The sequence below is a fragment of the Beduini sp. genome, from assembly GCF_047239305.1.
Lineage (GTDB): Bacteria > Bacillota_I > Bacilli_A > Erysipelotrichales > Coprobacillaceae > Beduini.
On sequence record NZ_JBKTEM010000002.1, the window covers coordinates 104638 to 122045 of the forward strand.

Sequence of the window (17408 nt, forward strand, 5' to 3'; positions counted from 1 at the left end):
ACGTAGTATTTTATCAAAAAAGAAAGAAGGAATAAGTATGATTGAGTTTTCAGGAAAGAAAGAATGTCAGCTGGTTTTGATTCATGGCGGACCGGGAGCAATCGGATCTCTGCATATATTAGCTCAACAGTTAGGTAAAAGCATAGGGGTTGCGGAACATATTCAGACTAAATATACTATCGAGGATCTTATAGAGGAATTAAAGCAGGATATCTCACCTTTGAATCATAAAGTAACATTATTAGGACATTCTTGGGGTGCGTGGCTGGCAGGGCTCTTTGCCAAGCGTTATCCTGAGCTTGTAGAGAATGTTATTTTGGTGGGGTGTCCGCCATTAGCTGAACGCTATGTTTCAATGATTGAAGAAAGAAGGTACCAGCGTTTTACTTTAGAAGAAAAAGAACAGTTTCAAACTCTTTTGAAAAAACTAGGAGATCCAGCAGATGAAAACAAGGATGCAGCATTGTATTATCTAGGCAGTTTAGTAGAGAAGGCGGATAATTACTGTCTCAACTCAAAACTTATCTGTGAAGGAAAAACGGATGGCAGTATGTATGATGCGATCTGGCAGGAAGCGAGTCAGTGGCGTCAGGAGGGAAAGTGGGAGAAAATCTTTACTAAGATTAATTGTCCGGTATATCTAATACAGGGCAAATATGATCCACATCCCATTGAAGGAGTTACTGAACCGTTGGAGAAGTTTGGAAAAATCAAAAAAATTTATGAGATGCCTAAAAGCGGACATTCTCCTTTTTCAGAGCTGTATGACAGTCCGTCATTTTGTGAATTAGTCATAAGATTAAGTGAGCCCTTACATAAAAATGGTAAATAATTTACTTTTATCAGAAGAGAAGGCGGGTAAAATCATTTTATTTGTATTTATTTAGTAAATTTACCATATATATTAAAGAATGATTTTATTGACAGTAAAAGATCTGATGATATAATTATCCTGTAAGTTTAAAGAACAGGATAACAGGCTAAATAGGGGAGGAATTTGACAGATGGATATGAATAAAATTATTGAAACTTATGGGTGTAAAACATTTACAGATGATACCATGAAAGCACGCATTCCTAAATCAACATATAAGGCATTTCATGAAGCCTTACAGAATGGAGAAGCCTTATCAAGGGAAACAGCAACGGTTATTGCGAATGCGATGAAAATTTGGGCGATGGAAAATGGAGCAACGCACTTTACACATTGGTTCATGCCGATGACAGGATTGACTGCGGAAAAACATGATTCATTTTTGGAACCCGATGGACAAGGACATGCGATTACAGAATTCAGTGGAAAAACACTTAGAAAAGGGGAGCCGGATGCTTCATCATTTCCATCAGGAGGACTTCGTGCAACATTTGAAGCGCGTGGATATACGGCGTGGGATTGTACTTCACCTGCTTTTGTTAAAGAGGGTTCTCTTTATATTCCAACCTTATTTTGTTCTTATACAGGAGAAGCTTTAGATAAAAAAACACCATTATTAAGATCGATGGATGCTTTAAACAGTGCTGTGGTACGTTTGATGCATTTGATTGGGCATACAGAAGTAACCAGTGCGTATGCGAGCGTGGGAGCGGAACAGGAATACTTTTTAGTTGATGACCGTTATTTCCAAGAGCGTATGGATTTAAAACTAACCGGACGCACATTGTTTGGGGCTATGGCACCAAAAGGGCAGGAATTAGAAGATCATTATTTTGGCAGTCTGAAGCGTAAAGTTGCAGCTTTTATGAGAGAGTTAGATGAAGAACTATGGAAATATGGGATTCCATCTAAAACAAAGCATAATGAAGCCGCACCTGCACAGCACGAAGTGGCTTGTGTTTATACACGTATGAATATAACGACAGATAATAACCATTTATTGATGATTCTGATGCAAGATGTAGCAAAAAAACATGGACTTCGCTGCCTGTTACACGAAAAACCTTTTGAGGGTATCAACGGTTCAGGAAAGCACGATAATTTTTCTATTATTACCAATACCGGAATGAACTTGTTTAATCCGGGGGCAAATCCAGAAGAAAATATCCCATTCTTAGCTGCTTTAGCTTGTACCATTAAAGGGGTAGATGAATATGCAGACTTATTAAGAATGTCGATTGCGACAGCAGGAAATGATCATCGTTTAGGGGCTAATGAAGCACCACCTGCGATTATCTCTATGTTTTTAGGGGATGAATTGGATGAATTGATTGAGAATATTATTACCGGAAAAGTGAAAACACATGCTCAAGGTGCACGTTTTCAAACCGGGGTATCTGTAGTCCCTACATTCTCAAAAGATACAACGGATCGTAACCGTACTTCTCCATTCGCTTTTACCGGGAATAAATTTGAATTCAGAGCGGTTGGATCAAGTCAATCGATCGCCGGACCTAATACCGTATTAAACTCAATGCTGGCAGATGAAATGAATAAAATGTCCGACGCGATTGAAAGTGGAAAAGAACTGATGGATGTCATTCGTGACTTCATTAAAGATCATCAGCGCATTATTTTTAATGGCGATGGCTATTCAGCAGAATGGGAAGCAGAAGCAGCACGCCGCGGATTATTAAATAATAAAAATACAGTATCTGCATTGGAATGTTTAAGAGCACCTAAGAATTTGGAAATGTTTGATCGCTTAGGGGTTTATACAAACGTAGAATTAGCATCAAGATATGAAATCTTATTGGATAATTATATTAAAACTATCCAGCTGGAAGCTTTAACTGCCATCAAGATGGCAAAAACACAGATTTATCCAGCCATTGTGAGTTATTTAGGAGATTTTTCAGCAGATATTCTAGCAACTAAAGAGCTTGGATTAGATACATCATTCTTAGTGGAAGACGCAAAAAAAATGACAGCACTTCTTTCACAAATGAAAGACGAGTTAACTATATTAGAAAACAATGTGAGTAAATGTCAAGAATCACAATCAGCAGTGGGGGAACTGGCAGCCTTATGGCGTGACGATGTTTTTGTGAATATGGAATTATTGAGAAAAACAGTTGATCAGATCGAAGTGATTGTGGATGAAAAATATTGGCCAATGCCTACCTATATGGAACTCTTATTTGGTATTTAAATGAAATGCGGCAACGTTTTGTTGCCGTTTTTATATATTTATCTCTTTTCTAAGCGAGATAAATATTCTATAATGAGAGAAAGCAGGTGATAAAATGAGTTGTTTATATCGTATCAAAGAAGCGAGAAACATGATGACAGATACCGAAGGAAAGCTGGCAGACTATATCGTAGATAATCATGCGGATATCCTGAATGATTCCGCCCAAGTCTTAGCCGATAAGACGGGAACATCAGCAGCGGCAATTATTCGTTTCTCAAAAAAGATCGGGTTCAGCGGGTTTAGTGAATTGAAAGTTGAACTCGCAAAAGAAAGCGGAGGAAATATTGAAAACTTTACAGAACAGATTCATGCTGAGGGTAGTATTCATACGCTGATCAAAAAAACAAAGCAGGTCAATTTGCAAGTGATTGAGCAAACCTATTATCTGATGAACGAAAGCACAATGGAAAAAGCGGTACAGTCATTGAAATCATCACGCTATATTTATTTGTTTGGGGTTGGATCAAGCGGCATCGTCTGTGATGATCTGCTGCATAAATTATCTCGTATAGGTAAGTTTGCGATTCATCATCATGATACCCATTTTCAGATCACCAATGCTGCTCATATTACCAAAGATGATGTTGCTTTAGGCATCAGTTACAGCGGAGAAACAAAAGAAGTGGTCACTGCAATGCGCTATGCAAAGGAAAGTGGAGCCGTGACGATTGGGATTACACAATTAAAGAAATCTCCTTTAGCCCGCTATTGTGATATACTGCTTTATATCCCAACCGAAGAAAGAGAAGTAAGAATAGGTGCCATTTCTTCACGTGAATCATCTTTGATTATTACCGATTTGCTTTATTTAGCTATCGCTAAAGATAATTTAGAGCAAACTCATGATTACCTATTAAAAACTAAAGAGATGGTAAAAGAATTTAAATCATAAAGCCGAGTCAATCGGCTTATTTTGTTTACTTAAATATTTGCAGTTTTATTAAGTGGACTTATTTGTGCAAACAAGAACAGGATTTATAGCTGCCAATCAATTATATTAATAGACAAGGGAGGAATAAATATAGAAGCAATACAACTTTTACAAAACGCCGTCACTAATATGGAGGAATGTCTTTTAGAAAGCATAGTATGTTTTAGGCGGAAAAAATGTATTCAATAAATACAAATTTGGAGGGAGCAAGATGGAAAGACCGATTACAACATTATTTATGCTGATGTCTGTTGACGGAAAAATAAGCACTGGTGCATCGGATAATTTAGATGTAGATAAAGATTTTCCTGAAATTAAGGGGGTTAAAGAAGGCTTACATCAATACTATGAAATAGAACAGACAACAGATTTATGGTCTCTTAATTCCGGTCGGGTGCAGGCAAAACTGGGCGTAAATGTAAAGAAAATGCCTGATAAAACGCCTGTTTCATTTGTGATAATAGATAACAATCATTTAAACGAGCATGGTATTCGATATTTTTGTGCTTTATCTAGGGAGTTTGTGTTGATTACCTCCAATGCAGACCATCCGGCTTTTCAGGTAGACAAGGACAATCTTCATATTATTTATCAAAGTGAATTGTCCTTGACAGATGCACTTGTAAAAATAAAAAAGGAATATGGTTGTGAGAGAATCACTGTACAAACTGGTGGCACATTAAACGGATTGTTCCTTCGTGAAAAGCTGTTAGACTATATTGATGTAGTTGTTGCTCCTGTTTTAATTGGAGGTAAAGATACATCTACCTTGATTGATGGCAAATCCTTATTATCAGACAAAGAATTATCTAAATTAGGAGTATTGAAATTACAGGAATGTGAAGTTTTGGAAGATTCATATCTCAGATTACGCTATGCAATAATTGACTGATAATTTTAAGACTATTGATTTGACTAATGTGGAGCTTATTTGTGGTGTCTGTCTATGTAAAGATTCGCCACCCTAAAAGTGATAATTAAGCTATACAGGCAATAAAAATAAGAGGCGCTTTTTGGCGGCTTTTATTGTTTAAAGCCAAAGTTCTTAAAAAACATTCACTCCGTTTGGGTTGTTGACATAAAACTCAAAAGCTTTCATAATAAATATGAAATAATATTTCAAATAATGGGAGAATAATTATGAAAGATAAATCGGAAATTCAAAACTATTTAATCGAGTCTATTGAGCGTGGCGTCTTTTGCGGATGTCATGTGTTTATCATGGATCACGGCAAAAGCGAATACTTTATAGCCGGAGATAAAAGTGTTTATCCATACAAAGAAATAAATGACAGCCAGACGATCTATGATCTGGCAAGTCTGACTAAAGTTCTAGTGACAACACCACTGATCTTGAAGCTTATAGAACAAAACAAATTAAGCCTAAATCAATCGGTTCAGTCCCTGCTGCCTTTATTTCAATGTCCTCAGGTCACCATAGAACATTTATTGACTCATACCAGTGGACTGCCGGCAGATACAGCATTACCAATGGGAAGCCATAAGCCCCAGATTTTAGAAGCTATTTATAAATTAACATCTGATTTAGAACCGGGAAAGCAGATTATCTATTCTGATTTGGGATTTATTCTTTTAGGTGAAATCATTGAAACCATCACTAAAAGATCTTTAGCTGAATTAAGTAAAGAATGGCTGTTTTTACCTATGGAGATGAGAGAAACTAGCTATCTTCCTGATCCTGCATGGAGACAGCGCTGTGCGCCAACAGAAAATTCCCCTGTTTTAAAGCGAGTGATTCGTGGAGAGGTACATGACCGAAAGTGCCGTATGATGCAGGGAATATCCGGTCATGCCGGATTATTCTCAACGATCTATGATCTAAGCCATTATGCAAAGATGCTACTAGATGGAGGGAAATATAAAGACCGGACAATATTAGAGCCAAAAAGTATTGCTTTACTTTATCAAAATCGAACGCCTAATGTCAATGGCAATCGGGGGATCGGGTTTATCAACAGTGATCCATTGCGCATAACACCATTTCATTCTAAACGGGCAATCATGCATACCGGTTTTACGGGAACATCAATCATGGTAGATTTTGACTTAGAATTAGCTGTAATTGTTTTAAGCAATCGTATTCATCCAACGCGTGATAATTCATTGATATTAGAATGGCGAAATCAGTTCTATGAATTTTTAATGAAATAATATTTCACAAATTTACATTTTTATATTGAAATATAATTTTTATTTGTTATACTGAGTATGTAAGCCATTCCAATATTTGGGAGCGAAAGGAGAACACTATGGAGAAGTTTACAGGGTTTATTGAAGAGAAGATAGCGCCACCGCTTATTAAATTCTCAAATTTGAAGTATGTTCAAATCATTCAAAGAACATTTATCACGTTTACCGGATTATTGATCGTCGGATCATTATTCTTGCTTTTAGCGGCATTGCCAATTCCTGGGTATAAGGAATTCATCGGAACATTTGCAGCTAAATTTTCATCAGCATCTGGAATCGGAACAAGCTTTATCGGACTTTATGTTTCTGTGACAGCTGCTTATGCAACAATTGAATATTATAATTCTAAAAAGGGTGAAAGAAATGACTTTTTAGCGCCAATCATTCTTTCTGTTGCATCATTCTTACTGATGATTCCCGCTCAGACTGTTAAAACAGTGGTTGAAGGATCAGATAAAGCCGGATCTTTTTCCGGGCTGCCAACTGATTTTTTAGGAGCAAAGGGAGTCTTTGCCGCATTGGTCATTGCCATTGTGACTGTGGAATTATATCGTTTCTTTGTACGTAAGAAATTAGTCATCAAAATGCCTGAAGGGGTGCCTACCATGGTATCACAAGCATTCGTTGCTTTAATCCCGACAGCTATTATCGTTACGATCTGGTGGTTTGTACGTGTAGTATTAAACTTGAACTTACCACAGATGATCATGGATGTCTTTACTCCGTTAATTAATGCCGGAGATTCACCAGCTACTGTCTTTACCGCGACATTCTTAAATCGTATTTTATGGGCAGTCGGAATTCATGGAGGAAACGTTGTGGGTGCTGTAGCGACACCAATTTGGACACAGATGAATGTAGCCAACATTGCCGCAATGGAAGCCGGAACAGCATTGCCTCATATGTTCAGCGGTGTCTTCTATGACAACTATATTTGGACTGGGTTAGCACCTCTTGCGATTGTAATGTGTTTCTCTAAGTCAAAACGTATTAAAACATTAGGGTTACTTGCCTTACCGGCAGCTTTCTTCAACATCGGAGAACCATTGATCTTCGGTCTGCCAATCGTAATGAACCCATTAATGATGATTCCGTTTGTTATTAGTTATGTTGTTGTAGCTATTGTCGCAGTGATTTTGACCATCACAGGCATATTGCCGGTACCGGTCTTAATTGCACCATGGATTACACCGGCACCAATAAAAACCTATATTGCCACGGCAGGTAATATACCGGCAACCTTGTTTGTCATTATTACCTGGGTAATCTTAGCGTTAGTATTTTATCCATTTATTAAAACAATTGAAAAACAGGATTTAAAGAAAGAAAAAGAAGGCTTACAAGCTGAATAGGAGAAAAACATGTTAGGAATCTCTGTATATTTTAAAGATTTAGATGTAGAATATTTAAAAGAAGCAGCCCAATGTGGAGCAAAGTATGTATTTACTTCTTTGCATATCCCCGAAGAAGACTACAGTGATTTAGATCAAAAGTTACCATTGTTTCTAAACACGTGTCAGCAGTTGGGATTGCAGGTTGTACCCGATGTATCACCGGTTACCTTTGACAAATTGAAAGTAGAAAAAGGGGATTATCACCGTTTAAAGGAAATGGGATTTGAATCTTTAAGATTAGATTATGGCTTTGATAATTATGAAACGGTGAAACAACTGCAAAAAGACTTTTATTTAATGCTGAATGCCAGTGTTGTGAACAAGGAGTATCTTGACGGAGCGATCGAAGCCGGTGTGGATATGACAAAGATTGCGTTGACACACAACTTCTATCCAAGAAAAGAAACCGGGCTAGGAATAGAAGCCTTTAATCATAAAAATGAAATATTTAAAAAATATGGATTAACAATTCAAGCCTTTATTTGCGGAGATGTATTAAAACGTTTTCCATTATATGAAGGATTGCCAACATTAGAATGTCATCGTGAAAAGCATCCATTATGTGCAGCTGTAGAATTAATTCATGACTGTGGAATTAAAGATGTATTAATCGGTGACAGCAAGGCCTCTATAGAAACGTTGAGAAGCATTCAAGCATATATGGAAGGCAAGAAGCTTTATATTAAAGCTCATTTGGAAAAAAACTATCAGTATTTATATGATCAGGAAATTCAGATTAGAAAAGATCAGGCTGAACAGGTGATTCGCTTGGCAGTGCAAAGAGTCAGTGATGTAGAAGTATATCATAATACCCGTCGTCCAAGAGGAAGTATCACTATGCAGAATGCTTTAGCGGGACGCTACAGCGGTGAAATTCATTTGAATAAGATAGACATGGGAATGGATGCACGTGTCAATGTGATTGGATTCATTCATCCGGAATATGTGGAGTTATTGAATTACATCGATAATGATACAATCATTATATTTGAAAAATTATAAAAAGAATTTAGGAGGGTCTTATGGCAAAAATTGAAATCACTCACTTAGTGACTGAAAGTAGAAATCCCAAAACAATGAACTTAGATGATATGAGTATTCATCAATTCTTAGAAATCATGAATGAGGAAGATGCAAGTGTCCCTCTTAAAGTAAAAGAAGTCTTACCGCAAATTGAAAAAGCCGTTGAAAAGATCATATATGCTTTAAAAAATGGTGGCAAACTTTATTATGTCGGTTCCGGAACAAGCGGACGTTTAGGTGTATTGGATGCTGTGGAATGTCCGCCTACATTCGGAACTACAGATGAAGTTCAAGGAATCATTGCCGGAGGTGACAGTGCTTTCGTGAAAGCAAAAGAAGGCGCTGAAGATAATGAAGAAGGCGGTTATCAAGATATTTATAATGCGGATATTACCGCTGATGATATTGTCGTGGGTATTGCTGCAAGTGGAAGAACACCACACACGATCGGAGCATTAAAAGCTGCTAATGAGATCGGTGCTTTCACAATTTCTATTGCCTGTAATCCAAACAGTAAAATAGGGCAGGTAGCAAAACTGGCGATTGATATGACAATAGGTCCAGAAGTTATTACTGGATCCACCCGTTTGAAGGCTGGAACTGCTCAAAAGCTAGTATTGAATATGCTGTCTACCGCTTCTATGGTAGGAATTGGGAAAACCTATCAGAATTTGATGGTAGATATGAAGCCAACCAATGAAAAATTAGTGGAAAGAAGCAAACACATTATAATGGAAGCAACGGAATGCAGCTATGAACAGGCTTCTATAGTGTTTGAAAAAAGCCATCGTCAAACAAAAATAGCGATTGTGATGATCTTACTTGATTGTGACGAAAAAACGGCCCGTCTGCAATTAGAGAAACATCACGGCTTTGTTAAAAATGCAATTATAGATAAACAGGCTGATTAATCAGTCTGTTTATTTTTAGGAGGAATCATTATGTATGCAGTAGGATTGATGTCCGGTACCTCATTAGACGGTATCGATGCAGTTTTATGTGAAATCACTGGATCCCAGAAATCAACAAAAGTGAAAATGATAGCTTTTGATACATATGAGATACCAGATGATATAAAAGAAAAGATAAAAAAAGCCTGTGATCCCATGCAGTCAGGAACAGATTTAATTTGTTCACTAAATTTTGAATTGGGACAATTGTTTGCGGAAAGTGTAAAAGCAATCTGCAAACAGACTGATTTTGAGTTAAACCAATTAGATTTTATTGCCAGCCATGGACAGACGATCTATCATCAGCCAGTTGCGGATGACACACATGTTCGTTCTACTTTGCAGATTGGAGAAGCAGCAGTGATCGCTTATGAGTGCGGAGTAGATGTTATCTCTAATTTTAGGGTCATGGATATGGCAGCTAAAGGAGAGGGAGCCCCTCTTGTTCCTTATAGTGAGCAAGTTCTATATCAAAAAGAGAATGAGTGTATCGCTTTACAAAATATCGGTGGTATAGGCAATGTCAGTGTTCTTCCGCCAAAAGAAAGTTCATTGCCATTACTTGCTTTTGATACCGGACCGGGCAATATGATTATTGATGAAGCTATGCTTCAGCTATACGGTGTCCCTTTTGATGATGGCGGTCATGTAGCTTCTGCCGGTAAAATCAATGAAACAATGTTAAAGGAATTGATGGCACATCCTTATATCTTACAAGTTCCAAAGAAGACCACAGGACGAGAAATGTTTGGTCAGACATTTACTTTAGATTTATTAAAACGCTATCATGAATTGCCTAAAGAAGATATTATTGCGACAGTCACAATGTTCACAGCCCGTTCTATTGCGGTTAATTATAAGCAGTTTCTTTTACCCACTTATCCAATCAAAAAATTAATTGTTGGCGGCGGCGGTGCATACAATAAGACTTTAATGCAGTTTATTCAAAAGGAGCTGCCTGAACTAGAAGTACTCACTCAAGAATCGTTAGGATTTTCCAGTGCGGCAAAAGAAGCAATTGCTTTTGTGGTCATGGGTAATGAAACCTTACATCGTCAGCCTTCTAACGTCATCTCTGCAACAGGCGCCAAAGAACCTGTCATATTAGGTAATTTGACATATGGAAGGAAGAAAGCATGCTAGAAAAAGGAATGCCGATGCTTCAGTTCTATGTAGAAAAAGTGAATGATCTCAAACATTTAAAAGCATTAAAAAAAGCAATTGTTGATCTTCTTCCTGAATTTATTGCAGGCTGTTTGATCTTATGGATCAATCGCTATATAAAATGGGAGTCTATCGATCAAGCGGGACTCCTTCTTTGTCAGCTTTATCCACTTTTTTTGATTGCTGCTTATGGCTATCATTATGCACAAGATGCGCAATGCTCAGTCGTTGAAATTATAACTTATGATATTAGTTTCATGCTTTTATTTAGCTATTTAGGCAATGTCTCTCTGCTGGAAGGCTGTCTGTCCATTCTTTTCTTTACTTTTATATTAAATTCATTTCTTCATGTTAGTTCTAAAGTTCCTAGTATAAAAGGTGTCTTGCCACAGGGAGCCGGTGATTATCTTCATAAAATAGTGTTATTATGCTTAAATTTCATTATAATGGCAGTTATTATTTATTGTGGGGTAAGCATTTATCCAATGTTATTAATGCTTATTAATGGGATTTACTTTGCTATCAATTCTATTTATGGAATTTTAATTGTTGTGTTGATTACTGTATTTTTTTGGAGTACAGGAATGCATGGAGTAGCTTTTATCAGTACCTTGCTCCGTCCGTTTTGGCTGCAAATGCTGATGCTGAATATGTCTAATCTATTAGGAAATCAATCTCCCTTGTATATCGGTACAGAACCCTTTTATCAATGGCATGTTTGGATTGGCGGCAGCGGCACTACTTTAGGACTTGTTATTTTGATGCGCTGTTTTTCAAAAAGTAATCATTTACGTGCATTAGGAAAAGCAGCAATCAAATCTGGCTGGGTAAATATTAATGAACAGATAATTTTCGGCACTCCCATCGTGATGAATAAAGTAATGATGATACCGTTCTTTCTGACCCCCTGTCTTTGTGCGATTGTCAGCTATATTTGGATATTTCCTCATTCTTTATTGTATCCTTCATTTTTATCTCCATGGGTATTCCCTTTTCTTTTAGGCGGATTCATCAGCAGCGGAGGGACATTGAAGATTCTTATTTTACTTATTGTTTTATTTATTATTTCTATTATAGTTTATCTGCCGTTCTTTATTTATTATGATAAACAATTAAAAAAATCAGAAGAAACAGGAGGAGCAGCATGTATTATGCAGGAATAGATGGTGGTGGAACCAAGACAAAATTTGCTTTATATAATGAAAACGGAGTACTCCTTGCACAAACTGTATTGGGAACCTGTCATATCTTACAGGTATCAAAGGAGCAGATCATTTCTATTTTAAAAGAAGGAATTTATTATTTGCTTGAACAATATCCACAAGCTAGGTCTCGTTTAAAGATAGGGCTTGGACTTGCAGGCTACGGACAGAATCCCCAATTACGTAATAAGATCGAAGATATCTGTGATCAAGCGTTTACTAATATTCCTTATACATTAACCAACGATGTTGAAACAGCATTACATGGTGCACTTAACGGACAGGATGGAATAATGGTTATTGCCGGTACGGGATCGATTGCTTTAGCTAAACAGGGTAACCGAGAAATCCGATGCGGTGGCTGGGGATACAGTTTAGGAGATGAGGGCAGTGCCTATTGGATCGCCAAAAAACTGCTTGCAATATTCTGTAAGCAAAGTGATGGGCGTTTGCCTAAAACATATTTATACGATGCTCTTAAACAACATCTGCATATTCAAGCAGATCATGAATTAATTACCTATATGAATAATGTTATTAATAATGAACGGGATAAAATTGCAAAAATGGCTGTTATTGTATGGCAAGCCGCTATGCACCAGGATAGCTATGCCATCAAAATATATGAAGAAGCAGCTTTAGAAATTGCAATGATGCTCAATACATTATCAAAGAATTTTGATGGACCAGTGACCGTTTCTTATATTGGCGGTGTATTTAAAGCAGAACAGTATATTTTAGATCCATTAAAGTACTATTTAGATTCTAAGATTACTTTAATTCCACCACTGTATCCACCGGAATACGGAGCTTATCTGTTAGCTAAAGAAAGATTATAATAATGTTTGATATTATACAAAGACTTATTTAAGTGAATAAAGGAAAATGAAAGAGAACCTGCACTGACAGGTTCTTATTTAGTAGTTGACATATTTATTGATTCAGTACAGACATTACTTGCTGATATTTATTTTTATAGTAAGCCTTACTTTCCGGAGATAATTTATTAAAACTTCTTTCTAATTTTCCCTTTACAAATTCGATTCCTTTTTCAATATCCATATCTCTTTCTTTATAAGCAAGATATAAAAGGCTTGGCAAGCTATCAAAATGAGATATTGCATCTGCATCGGCAACACATAATTCTTCAACACTGTTCTTATCAGTCTTTTTGCTTCCTCTATGATTTTTAATACATTTTTGCACTAACTCTATTTTATCTTGTTCATAGGAAAGTTCAGTTAAAAGATCATAAGCAATATCTGCACCATGAATATGATGATCTTCATATAAAGCGTAATCTGTAATCGAAGCAATATCATGCAGCCAAGCGGCAATCATCACTATTTCTTTATCTGCTCCATATTTTTCTGCCAGCAACTCTCCATTTTTAACAACTGCTTCTATATGGTAATAGCAGCCCATTCCAAATCTGTTAGTTGGTTTTGTACATCTTGAATACACATCCTGTTGTAAATAGTCTAAAATATCTGTTCTCATATTAATCTCCTTATCGCTAAATTTAGTGTGTTTATATTGTATCATAGGTAAAAAAATATAGGTTAATCCAAGCAGCAGTAGCATTGAGTAATTTTATGTATTAAATGAGAGAAGAATTAGATTAAAGATTGATAGAAACGTACATCAAATATAAAATATTTTAAGTTCTCTTTCAGTTTCTGTAATTCTACATACGATTGATATAAAGTTGTTTATAATAAAAGCAGAGGTGAATAACATGGAAAAATTTTTATGGGGAAGTGCTACAGCATCTTATCAATGTGAAGGTGCATGGCAGGAAGATAATAAACTTGAAAGTATGTGGGATCATTATCTGCATGAGCTTCAGTTGGAGAACGGTGATGTTGCAAGTGATTTTTATCATCGTTTCGATGAAGATTTAAAGATGGCAAAAGAAGGCGGACAGAACTCGTTTCGGTTTTCTTTATCATGGCCAAGAATTATTAAGAATCCACAAGGGGAAGTGAATGAAGAAGGCATCGCTTTTTATCGTTCTGTATTAAAAGCGTGCCACCGCTATGGACTAATACCTAATGTAACAATCTATCATTGGGATCTTCCACAGTATTTAGAAGCACAGGGAGGATGGCAAAATGAAGAAACATGTCAAGCTTTTCTTCACTATGCCAAAGTATGCTTTAATCGTTTTCATGATTTAGTCGATATATGGGTAACGTTTAATGAACCACGTTGGTTTATTTTCAACGGATATTTTATTGGTAATTATCCGCCTGGCTGTCATGATGTAGATATGACAATCAAGGGGGCTTTTCATGTCATGTATGCTTCGGCTTTAGCGATCAAGGTATTTAGAGAAGGAAATTATCCCGGAAAGATTGGGATCGTGCATAGCTACACGCCGGTTAATGGCGTTGATAATACTGTGGAAACAAGAATTGCTATGCGCTATGCAGACAATTACTGCAATAACTGGGTATTAGACACCGCCGCTTTAGGGGAAATTCCTATTGATATGCTAGGGAAACTATCAAGTGAAGGACATGACCTGTCTTATATGACACCTGATAAATTGACGGTTATCAAACATAATACAGTTGATTTTATTGGACTCAATTATTATTCTCGTGCTTTGGTTCAACCTTATACAACAGGAGAGACCACATTAATTGTCAACAATAAAGGAAAAGCGGGTAAAGGGACAAGTAAAACAATTATTAAAGGATGGTTTGAACAAGTAGCAGATCCTAATACTAAAAAGACAGAATGGGATACGGAGATTTATCCGCAGGGACTTTATGAGGGAATTTTGGATGCTTGGCAGAAATATCATTTACCTATTTTTATAACCGAAAATGGCATAGGGGTCAGTGAAGATGTTACTGTGGAGCAAGTTGATGATCGTTATCGCATCGAATTTATGAAAGAACATATTGAAGCCATCTTAAAAGCAAAAGAAGAAGGCGCTGATGTAAGAGGGTATTATGCTTGGTCAACGTTTGATTTGTATTCATGGAAAAATGGGTGTGAAAAACGTTATGGTCTAGTGGCAATCGATTTTGAAGATCATTTGAAAAGAAAACCTAAAGCCTCTTATTACTGGTATAAAGATTTTATTTCTAAGCATTAGATATGTAAAGTATCTAATGCTTTTTTCACACATTGTTTTGATTTCCTATACACATTTTTTTCTTATAGTGATGAAGGAAAGGAATGATGTAAATGCTATGGAGAGCAATGCTCAGCTTAAAAAAGAGCAAAGGAAAAACAGCATTATTATTTGTCATCATGTTGGTAGTTGCTAATCTGGTTATTTCTGGGTTATCTATTCAGAGTGCTTCAGAAAAGTCGATGAAACAGATTCGTGAATCCTTAGGGAGTGATGTTACCCTAAGTGTAAATATGTCAACTATGATGCAAAACCGCCAAAAAGGGCAGGCTATGAATCAAGTGATGAGCCCTATTACCAAGGAGATGGCTGATCAATTAAAAGATTTAAATTATGTATCAAGTTACAACTATACAATATTGAGTAGTGTTAATAGTGAGGAAATGACTGCAATCAAAACACAGGCAGAAACACAGATACCCAATGGGATGAAAGAAGAATTTAAAGATGGGGGAACTCAAACTACTTTAGGAGATTTTTCATTGTCAGGGAATACAACAATGCAAAATCTTGAATCATTTGTTGATGGTTCTTATGAACTAACAGAGGGAAAATTATTAAGCGAAGCCGATGAAGGATTTCCCTATGTTGTAATTAGTGAAACTTTAGCAGAGGAAAATAATTTATCTATAGGCAGTCAGATCACGATTTCCTCAGTTGATGGCGGCAATACAGCTATGTTGGAAGTTGTGGGCATTTTTACAATTAATTCAAGTAATTCAATGGGGAATATGATGTTCAATCAGCAAAATCCAATGAATACACTTTACGTTAGTTTAGATACCGCTAAAACAATAACAGGAAGTGAAAACTTAACTTCAGCGGTTTATTATTTAGATGATCCAGAGCATATTGAAGCATTTAAGCAGGAGGCTGAAGAAAAAACAACCATCGATTGGGAAAGCTACAGCTTGGATGCGAATGATCAAATGTATGAACGCAATATTAGTACACTAGAAAATATGGAATCATTTGCCACGATCTTTGTCATTGTAGTGGTAATAGCTGGCGGAAGCATTCTTTGTTTGATCTTAATCTTAACGATCAAGAACAGAACCTATGAAATCGGTGTTTTGGTGTCATTAGGGGAAACGAAACTGAATATTATTGCTCAGCAATTTATTGAAATTGCAGTTATTGGTGTTATTGCTTTTACCCTCTCTTTGGGAAGTGGTAAATTAATATCGAATGTCATCAGCAATATGTTGGAGAGCAATACTTCCAACAGCTTTGTCACCATGCAGATGCCACAGATGGGAGCTGATAGTCAAGAAAGCTTTTCAGGAATGCCAAATGACCGAGGTGGACAAAAAGGCAATGCATTTGATAATGTGTTCACAGCACCGCAAAACAGTGAGTTAGACGTTTCCTTAACAACGCCGGATATATTAAAATTAGCAGGACTCACAACATTTATTTGTGCTGCTGATACATTGCTGCCAGCATTATATATATTAAGATTGTCACCAAGGGAAATCCTTGTTAGAAAGGAAGGCTAAGCAATGAACGAAATATTACGATTCGAAGATCTGGATTATTATTATCAAGATGGTAATCAGCAAGTGGAAATATTAAAAAAAGCCTCTCAAACATTTGAAGCGGGTAAGATTTATGCAATTGTAGGAGCATCAGGATCCGGAAAAACAACAAGCCTGGTACTAGCCGGAGGACTGGATCAGCCAAAAGCTGGAAAAATATATTTTAAAGGAAGAGATATTCAGGAAATGGGGCTGACAGTTTATCGTCAGAAAGAGATTTCAATTGTTTTTCAGTCATATAATCTTATTTATTACATGAATGCCTATCAAAATGTATTAAATGCTTTGAGTATTTCAAAAGTAAAGATACCTGATAAAAAGCAATATGCACTTCAGGTTCTTGGCTCATTAGGTCTAAATGAATCTTTGAGTACACGCGATATTCGTAAACTATCTGGCGGACAGCAGCAACGTGTCGCAATTGCCAGAGCAATTGCTCGTGATGTAGATTTAATCTTAGCTGATGAACCAACTGGGAATCTCGATTCTAAGACAGCTAAAGAAATTATTCGACTTTTTATTGATTTGGCTCATAAACAAAATAAATGCATTATTTTAGTGACACATTCACAAGAGATTGCTAAAAAGTGCGATGTTGTTATTCAAATTAAAGAAGGAAAATTGATTCCTGTTAACTAACCGGTCTTTAGATCGGTTTTTAACTTATAGTTAATAAATAAAGAGATTATTAAACAACTGCTCCATTGTAGGTAAAAGAG

The 17408-nt window shown here is 36.5% G+C and carries 15 protein-coding genes; 14 read left to right on the plus strand and 1 reads right to left on the minus strand.

Features of this window, described 5'->3' with window-relative positions; translation table 11 throughout:
* Positions 1–37 precede the first annotated feature (37 nt).
* The 11 genes from ACLRVU_RS04290 to ACLRVU_RS04340 all read left to right on the plus strand — a co-directional run bounded on the left by ACLRVU_RS04290 (position 38) and on the right by ACLRVU_RS04340 (position 12842).
* The gene (locus ACLRVU_RS04290) at positions 38–832 is read left to right on the plus strand and encodes an alpha/beta hydrolase (protein WP_412890829.1); all 795 of its coding nucleotides are present in this window, start codon (positions 38–40) and stop codon (positions 830–832) included.
* Between the two features lie 172 nt (positions 833–1004).
* A complete protein-coding gene (locus tag ACLRVU_RS04295) occupies positions 1005–3086 on the plus strand; it encodes a glutamine synthetase III (protein WP_412890830.1) in 2082 nt (693 codons plus the stop codon).
* 94 nt (positions 3087–3180) lie between these two features.
* Positions 3181–4020, plus strand: a complete 840-nt coding sequence (locus ACLRVU_RS04300; RefSeq protein WP_412890831.1) for a MurR/RpiR family transcriptional regulator — start codon at positions 3181–3183, stop codon at positions 4018–4020.
* Positions 4021–4270: 250 nt separating this feature from the next.
* Positions 4271–4951: a dihydrofolate reductase family protein gene (locus ACLRVU_RS04305; protein WP_412890832.1), complete on the plus strand. Its 681-nt coding sequence runs from the start codon at positions 4271–4273 to the stop codon at positions 4949–4951.
* Positions 4952–5199: 248 nt separating this feature from the next.
* Entirely contained in the window at positions 5200–6231 is a 1032-nt protein-coding gene (locus tag ACLRVU_RS04310) for a serine hydrolase domain-containing protein (RefSeq protein WP_412890833.1), read from the plus strand.
* Between the two features lie 98 nt (positions 6232–6329).
* Complete coding sequence (locus ACLRVU_RS04315; protein WP_147549644.1) at positions 6330–7622, plus strand: PTS sugar transporter subunit IIC; 1293 nt, start codon at positions 6330–6332, stop codon at positions 7620–7622.
* Between the two features lie 9 nt (positions 7623–7631).
* On the plus strand, positions 7632–8666 hold the full coding sequence (locus ACLRVU_RS04320) for a MupG family TIM beta-alpha barrel fold protein (RefSeq protein WP_412890834.1): 1035 nt from the start codon (positions 7632–7634) through the stop codon (positions 8664–8666).
* Positions 8667–8686: 20 nt separating this feature from the next.
* Positions 8687–9598, plus strand: a complete 912-nt coding sequence (murQ, locus tag ACLRVU_RS04325; RefSeq protein ID WP_412890835.1) for an N-acetylmuramic acid 6-phosphate etherase — start codon at positions 8687–8689, stop codon at positions 9596–9598.
* A gap of 30 nt (positions 9599–9628) precedes the next feature.
* Positions 9629–10780 (plus strand): anhydro-N-acetylmuramic acid kinase AnmK, encoded by a 1152-nt coding sequence (gene anmK / locus ACLRVU_RS04330; RefSeq protein WP_412890836.1) that lies wholly within the window; start codon positions 9629–9631, stop codon positions 10778–10780.
* Positions 10774–11964, plus strand: a complete 1191-nt coding sequence (locus tag ACLRVU_RS04335; RefSeq protein WP_412890837.1) for a PTS transporter subunit EIIC — start codon at positions 10774–10776, stop codon at positions 11962–11964. Before anmK ends, ACLRVU_RS04335 begins: the two co-directional genes overlap by 7 nt.
* Positions 11946–12842, plus strand: coding sequence for an N-acetylglucosamine kinase (locus tag ACLRVU_RS04340; RefSeq protein ID WP_412890838.1), 897 nt, complete (start codon positions 11946–11948; stop codon positions 12840–12842). Before ACLRVU_RS04335 ends, ACLRVU_RS04340 begins: the two co-directional genes overlap by 19 nt.
* A gap of 94 nt (positions 12843–12936) precedes the next feature.
* On the opposite strand, the gene ACLRVU_RS04345 is transcribed toward ACLRVU_RS04340, so the two are convergent.
* Positions 12937–13503, minus strand: a complete 567-nt coding sequence (locus ACLRVU_RS04345; protein ID WP_412890839.1) for an HD domain-containing protein — start codon at positions 13501–13503, stop codon at positions 12937–12939.
* A 238-nt stretch (positions 13504–13741) separates the two neighbouring features.
* Between ACLRVU_RS04345 and ACLRVU_RS04350 the strand changes: the two genes are divergently transcribed.
* The 3 genes from ACLRVU_RS04350 to ACLRVU_RS04360 all read left to right on the plus strand — a co-directional run bounded on the left by ACLRVU_RS04350 (position 13742) and on the right by ACLRVU_RS04360 (position 17328).
* The gene (locus ACLRVU_RS04350; protein ID WP_412890840.1) at positions 13742–15112 is read left to right on the plus strand and encodes a glycoside hydrolase family 1 protein; all 1371 of its coding nucleotides are present in this window, start codon (positions 13742–13744) and stop codon (positions 15110–15112) included.
* Between the two features lie 92 nt (positions 15113–15204).
* Positions 15205–16650, plus strand: a complete 1446-nt coding sequence (locus tag ACLRVU_RS04355) for an ABC transporter permease (protein ID WP_412890841.1) — start codon at positions 15205–15207, stop codon at positions 16648–16650.
* A 3-nt stretch (positions 16651–16653) separates the two neighbouring features.
* The gene (locus ACLRVU_RS04360) at positions 16654–17328 is read left to right on the plus strand and encodes an ABC transporter ATP-binding protein (protein ID WP_412890842.1); all 675 of its coding nucleotides are present in this window, start codon (positions 16654–16656) and stop codon (positions 17326–17328) included.
* Positions 17329–17408: the final 80 nt, after the last annotated feature.

What these genes read in the sequence shown, in the direction of transcription:
- ACLRVU_RS04360 (WP_412890842.1), top strand. Translation starts at nt 16,654, where the DNA reads ATGAACGAAATATTACGATTCGAAGATCTGGATTATTATTATCAAGAT.
- ACLRVU_RS04300 (WP_412890831.1), top strand. Translation starts at nt 3,181, where the DNA reads ATGAGTTGTTTATATCGTATCAAAGAAGCGAGAAACATGATGACAGAT.
- anmK (WP_412890836.1), top strand. Translation starts at nt 9,629, where the DNA reads ATGTATGCAGTAGGATTGATGTCCGGTACCTCATTAGACGGTATCGAT.
- ACLRVU_RS04335 (WP_412890837.1), top strand. Translation starts at nt 10,774, where the DNA reads ATGCTAGAAAAAGGAATGCCGATGCTTCAGTTCTATGTAGAAAAAGTG.
- ACLRVU_RS04340 (WP_412890838.1), top strand. Translation starts at nt 11,946, where the DNA reads ATGTATTATGCAGGAATAGATGGTGGTGGAACCAAGACAAAATTTGCT.
- ACLRVU_RS04350 (WP_412890840.1), top strand. Translation starts at nt 13,742, where the DNA reads ATGGAAAAATTTTTATGGGGAAGTGCTACAGCATCTTATCAATGTGAA.
- ACLRVU_RS04305 (WP_412890832.1), top strand. Translation starts at nt 4,271, where the DNA reads ATGGAAAGACCGATTACAACATTATTTATGCTGATGTCTGTTGACGGA.
- ACLRVU_RS04315 (WP_147549644.1), top strand. Translation starts at nt 6,330, where the DNA reads ATGGAGAAGTTTACAGGGTTTATTGAAGAGAAGATAGCGCCACCGCTT.
- ACLRVU_RS04320 (WP_412890834.1), top strand. Translation starts at nt 7,632, where the DNA reads ATGTTAGGAATCTCTGTATATTTTAAAGATTTAGATGTAGAATATTTA.
- murQ (WP_412890835.1), top strand. Translation starts at nt 8,687, where the DNA reads ATGGCAAAAATTGAAATCACTCACTTAGTGACTGAAAGTAGAAATCCC.
- ACLRVU_RS04355 (WP_412890841.1), top strand. Translation starts at nt 15,205, where the DNA reads ATGCTATGGAGAGCAATGCTCAGCTTAAAAAAGAGCAAAGGAAAAACA.
- ACLRVU_RS04295 (WP_412890830.1), top strand. Translation starts at nt 1,005, where the DNA reads ATGGATATGAATAAAATTATTGAAACTTATGGGTGTAAAACATTTACA.
- ACLRVU_RS04310 (WP_412890833.1), top strand. Translation starts at nt 5,200, where the DNA reads ATGAAAGATAAATCGGAAATTCAAAACTATTTAATCGAGTCTATTGAG.
- ACLRVU_RS04290 (WP_412890829.1), top strand. Translation starts at nt 38, where the DNA reads ATGATTGAGTTTTCAGGAAAGAAAGAATGTCAGCTGGTTTTGATTCAT.
- ACLRVU_RS04345 (WP_412890839.1), bottom strand. Translation starts at nt 13,503, where the DNA reads ATGAGAACAGATATTTTAGACTATTTACAACAGGATGTGTATTCAAGA.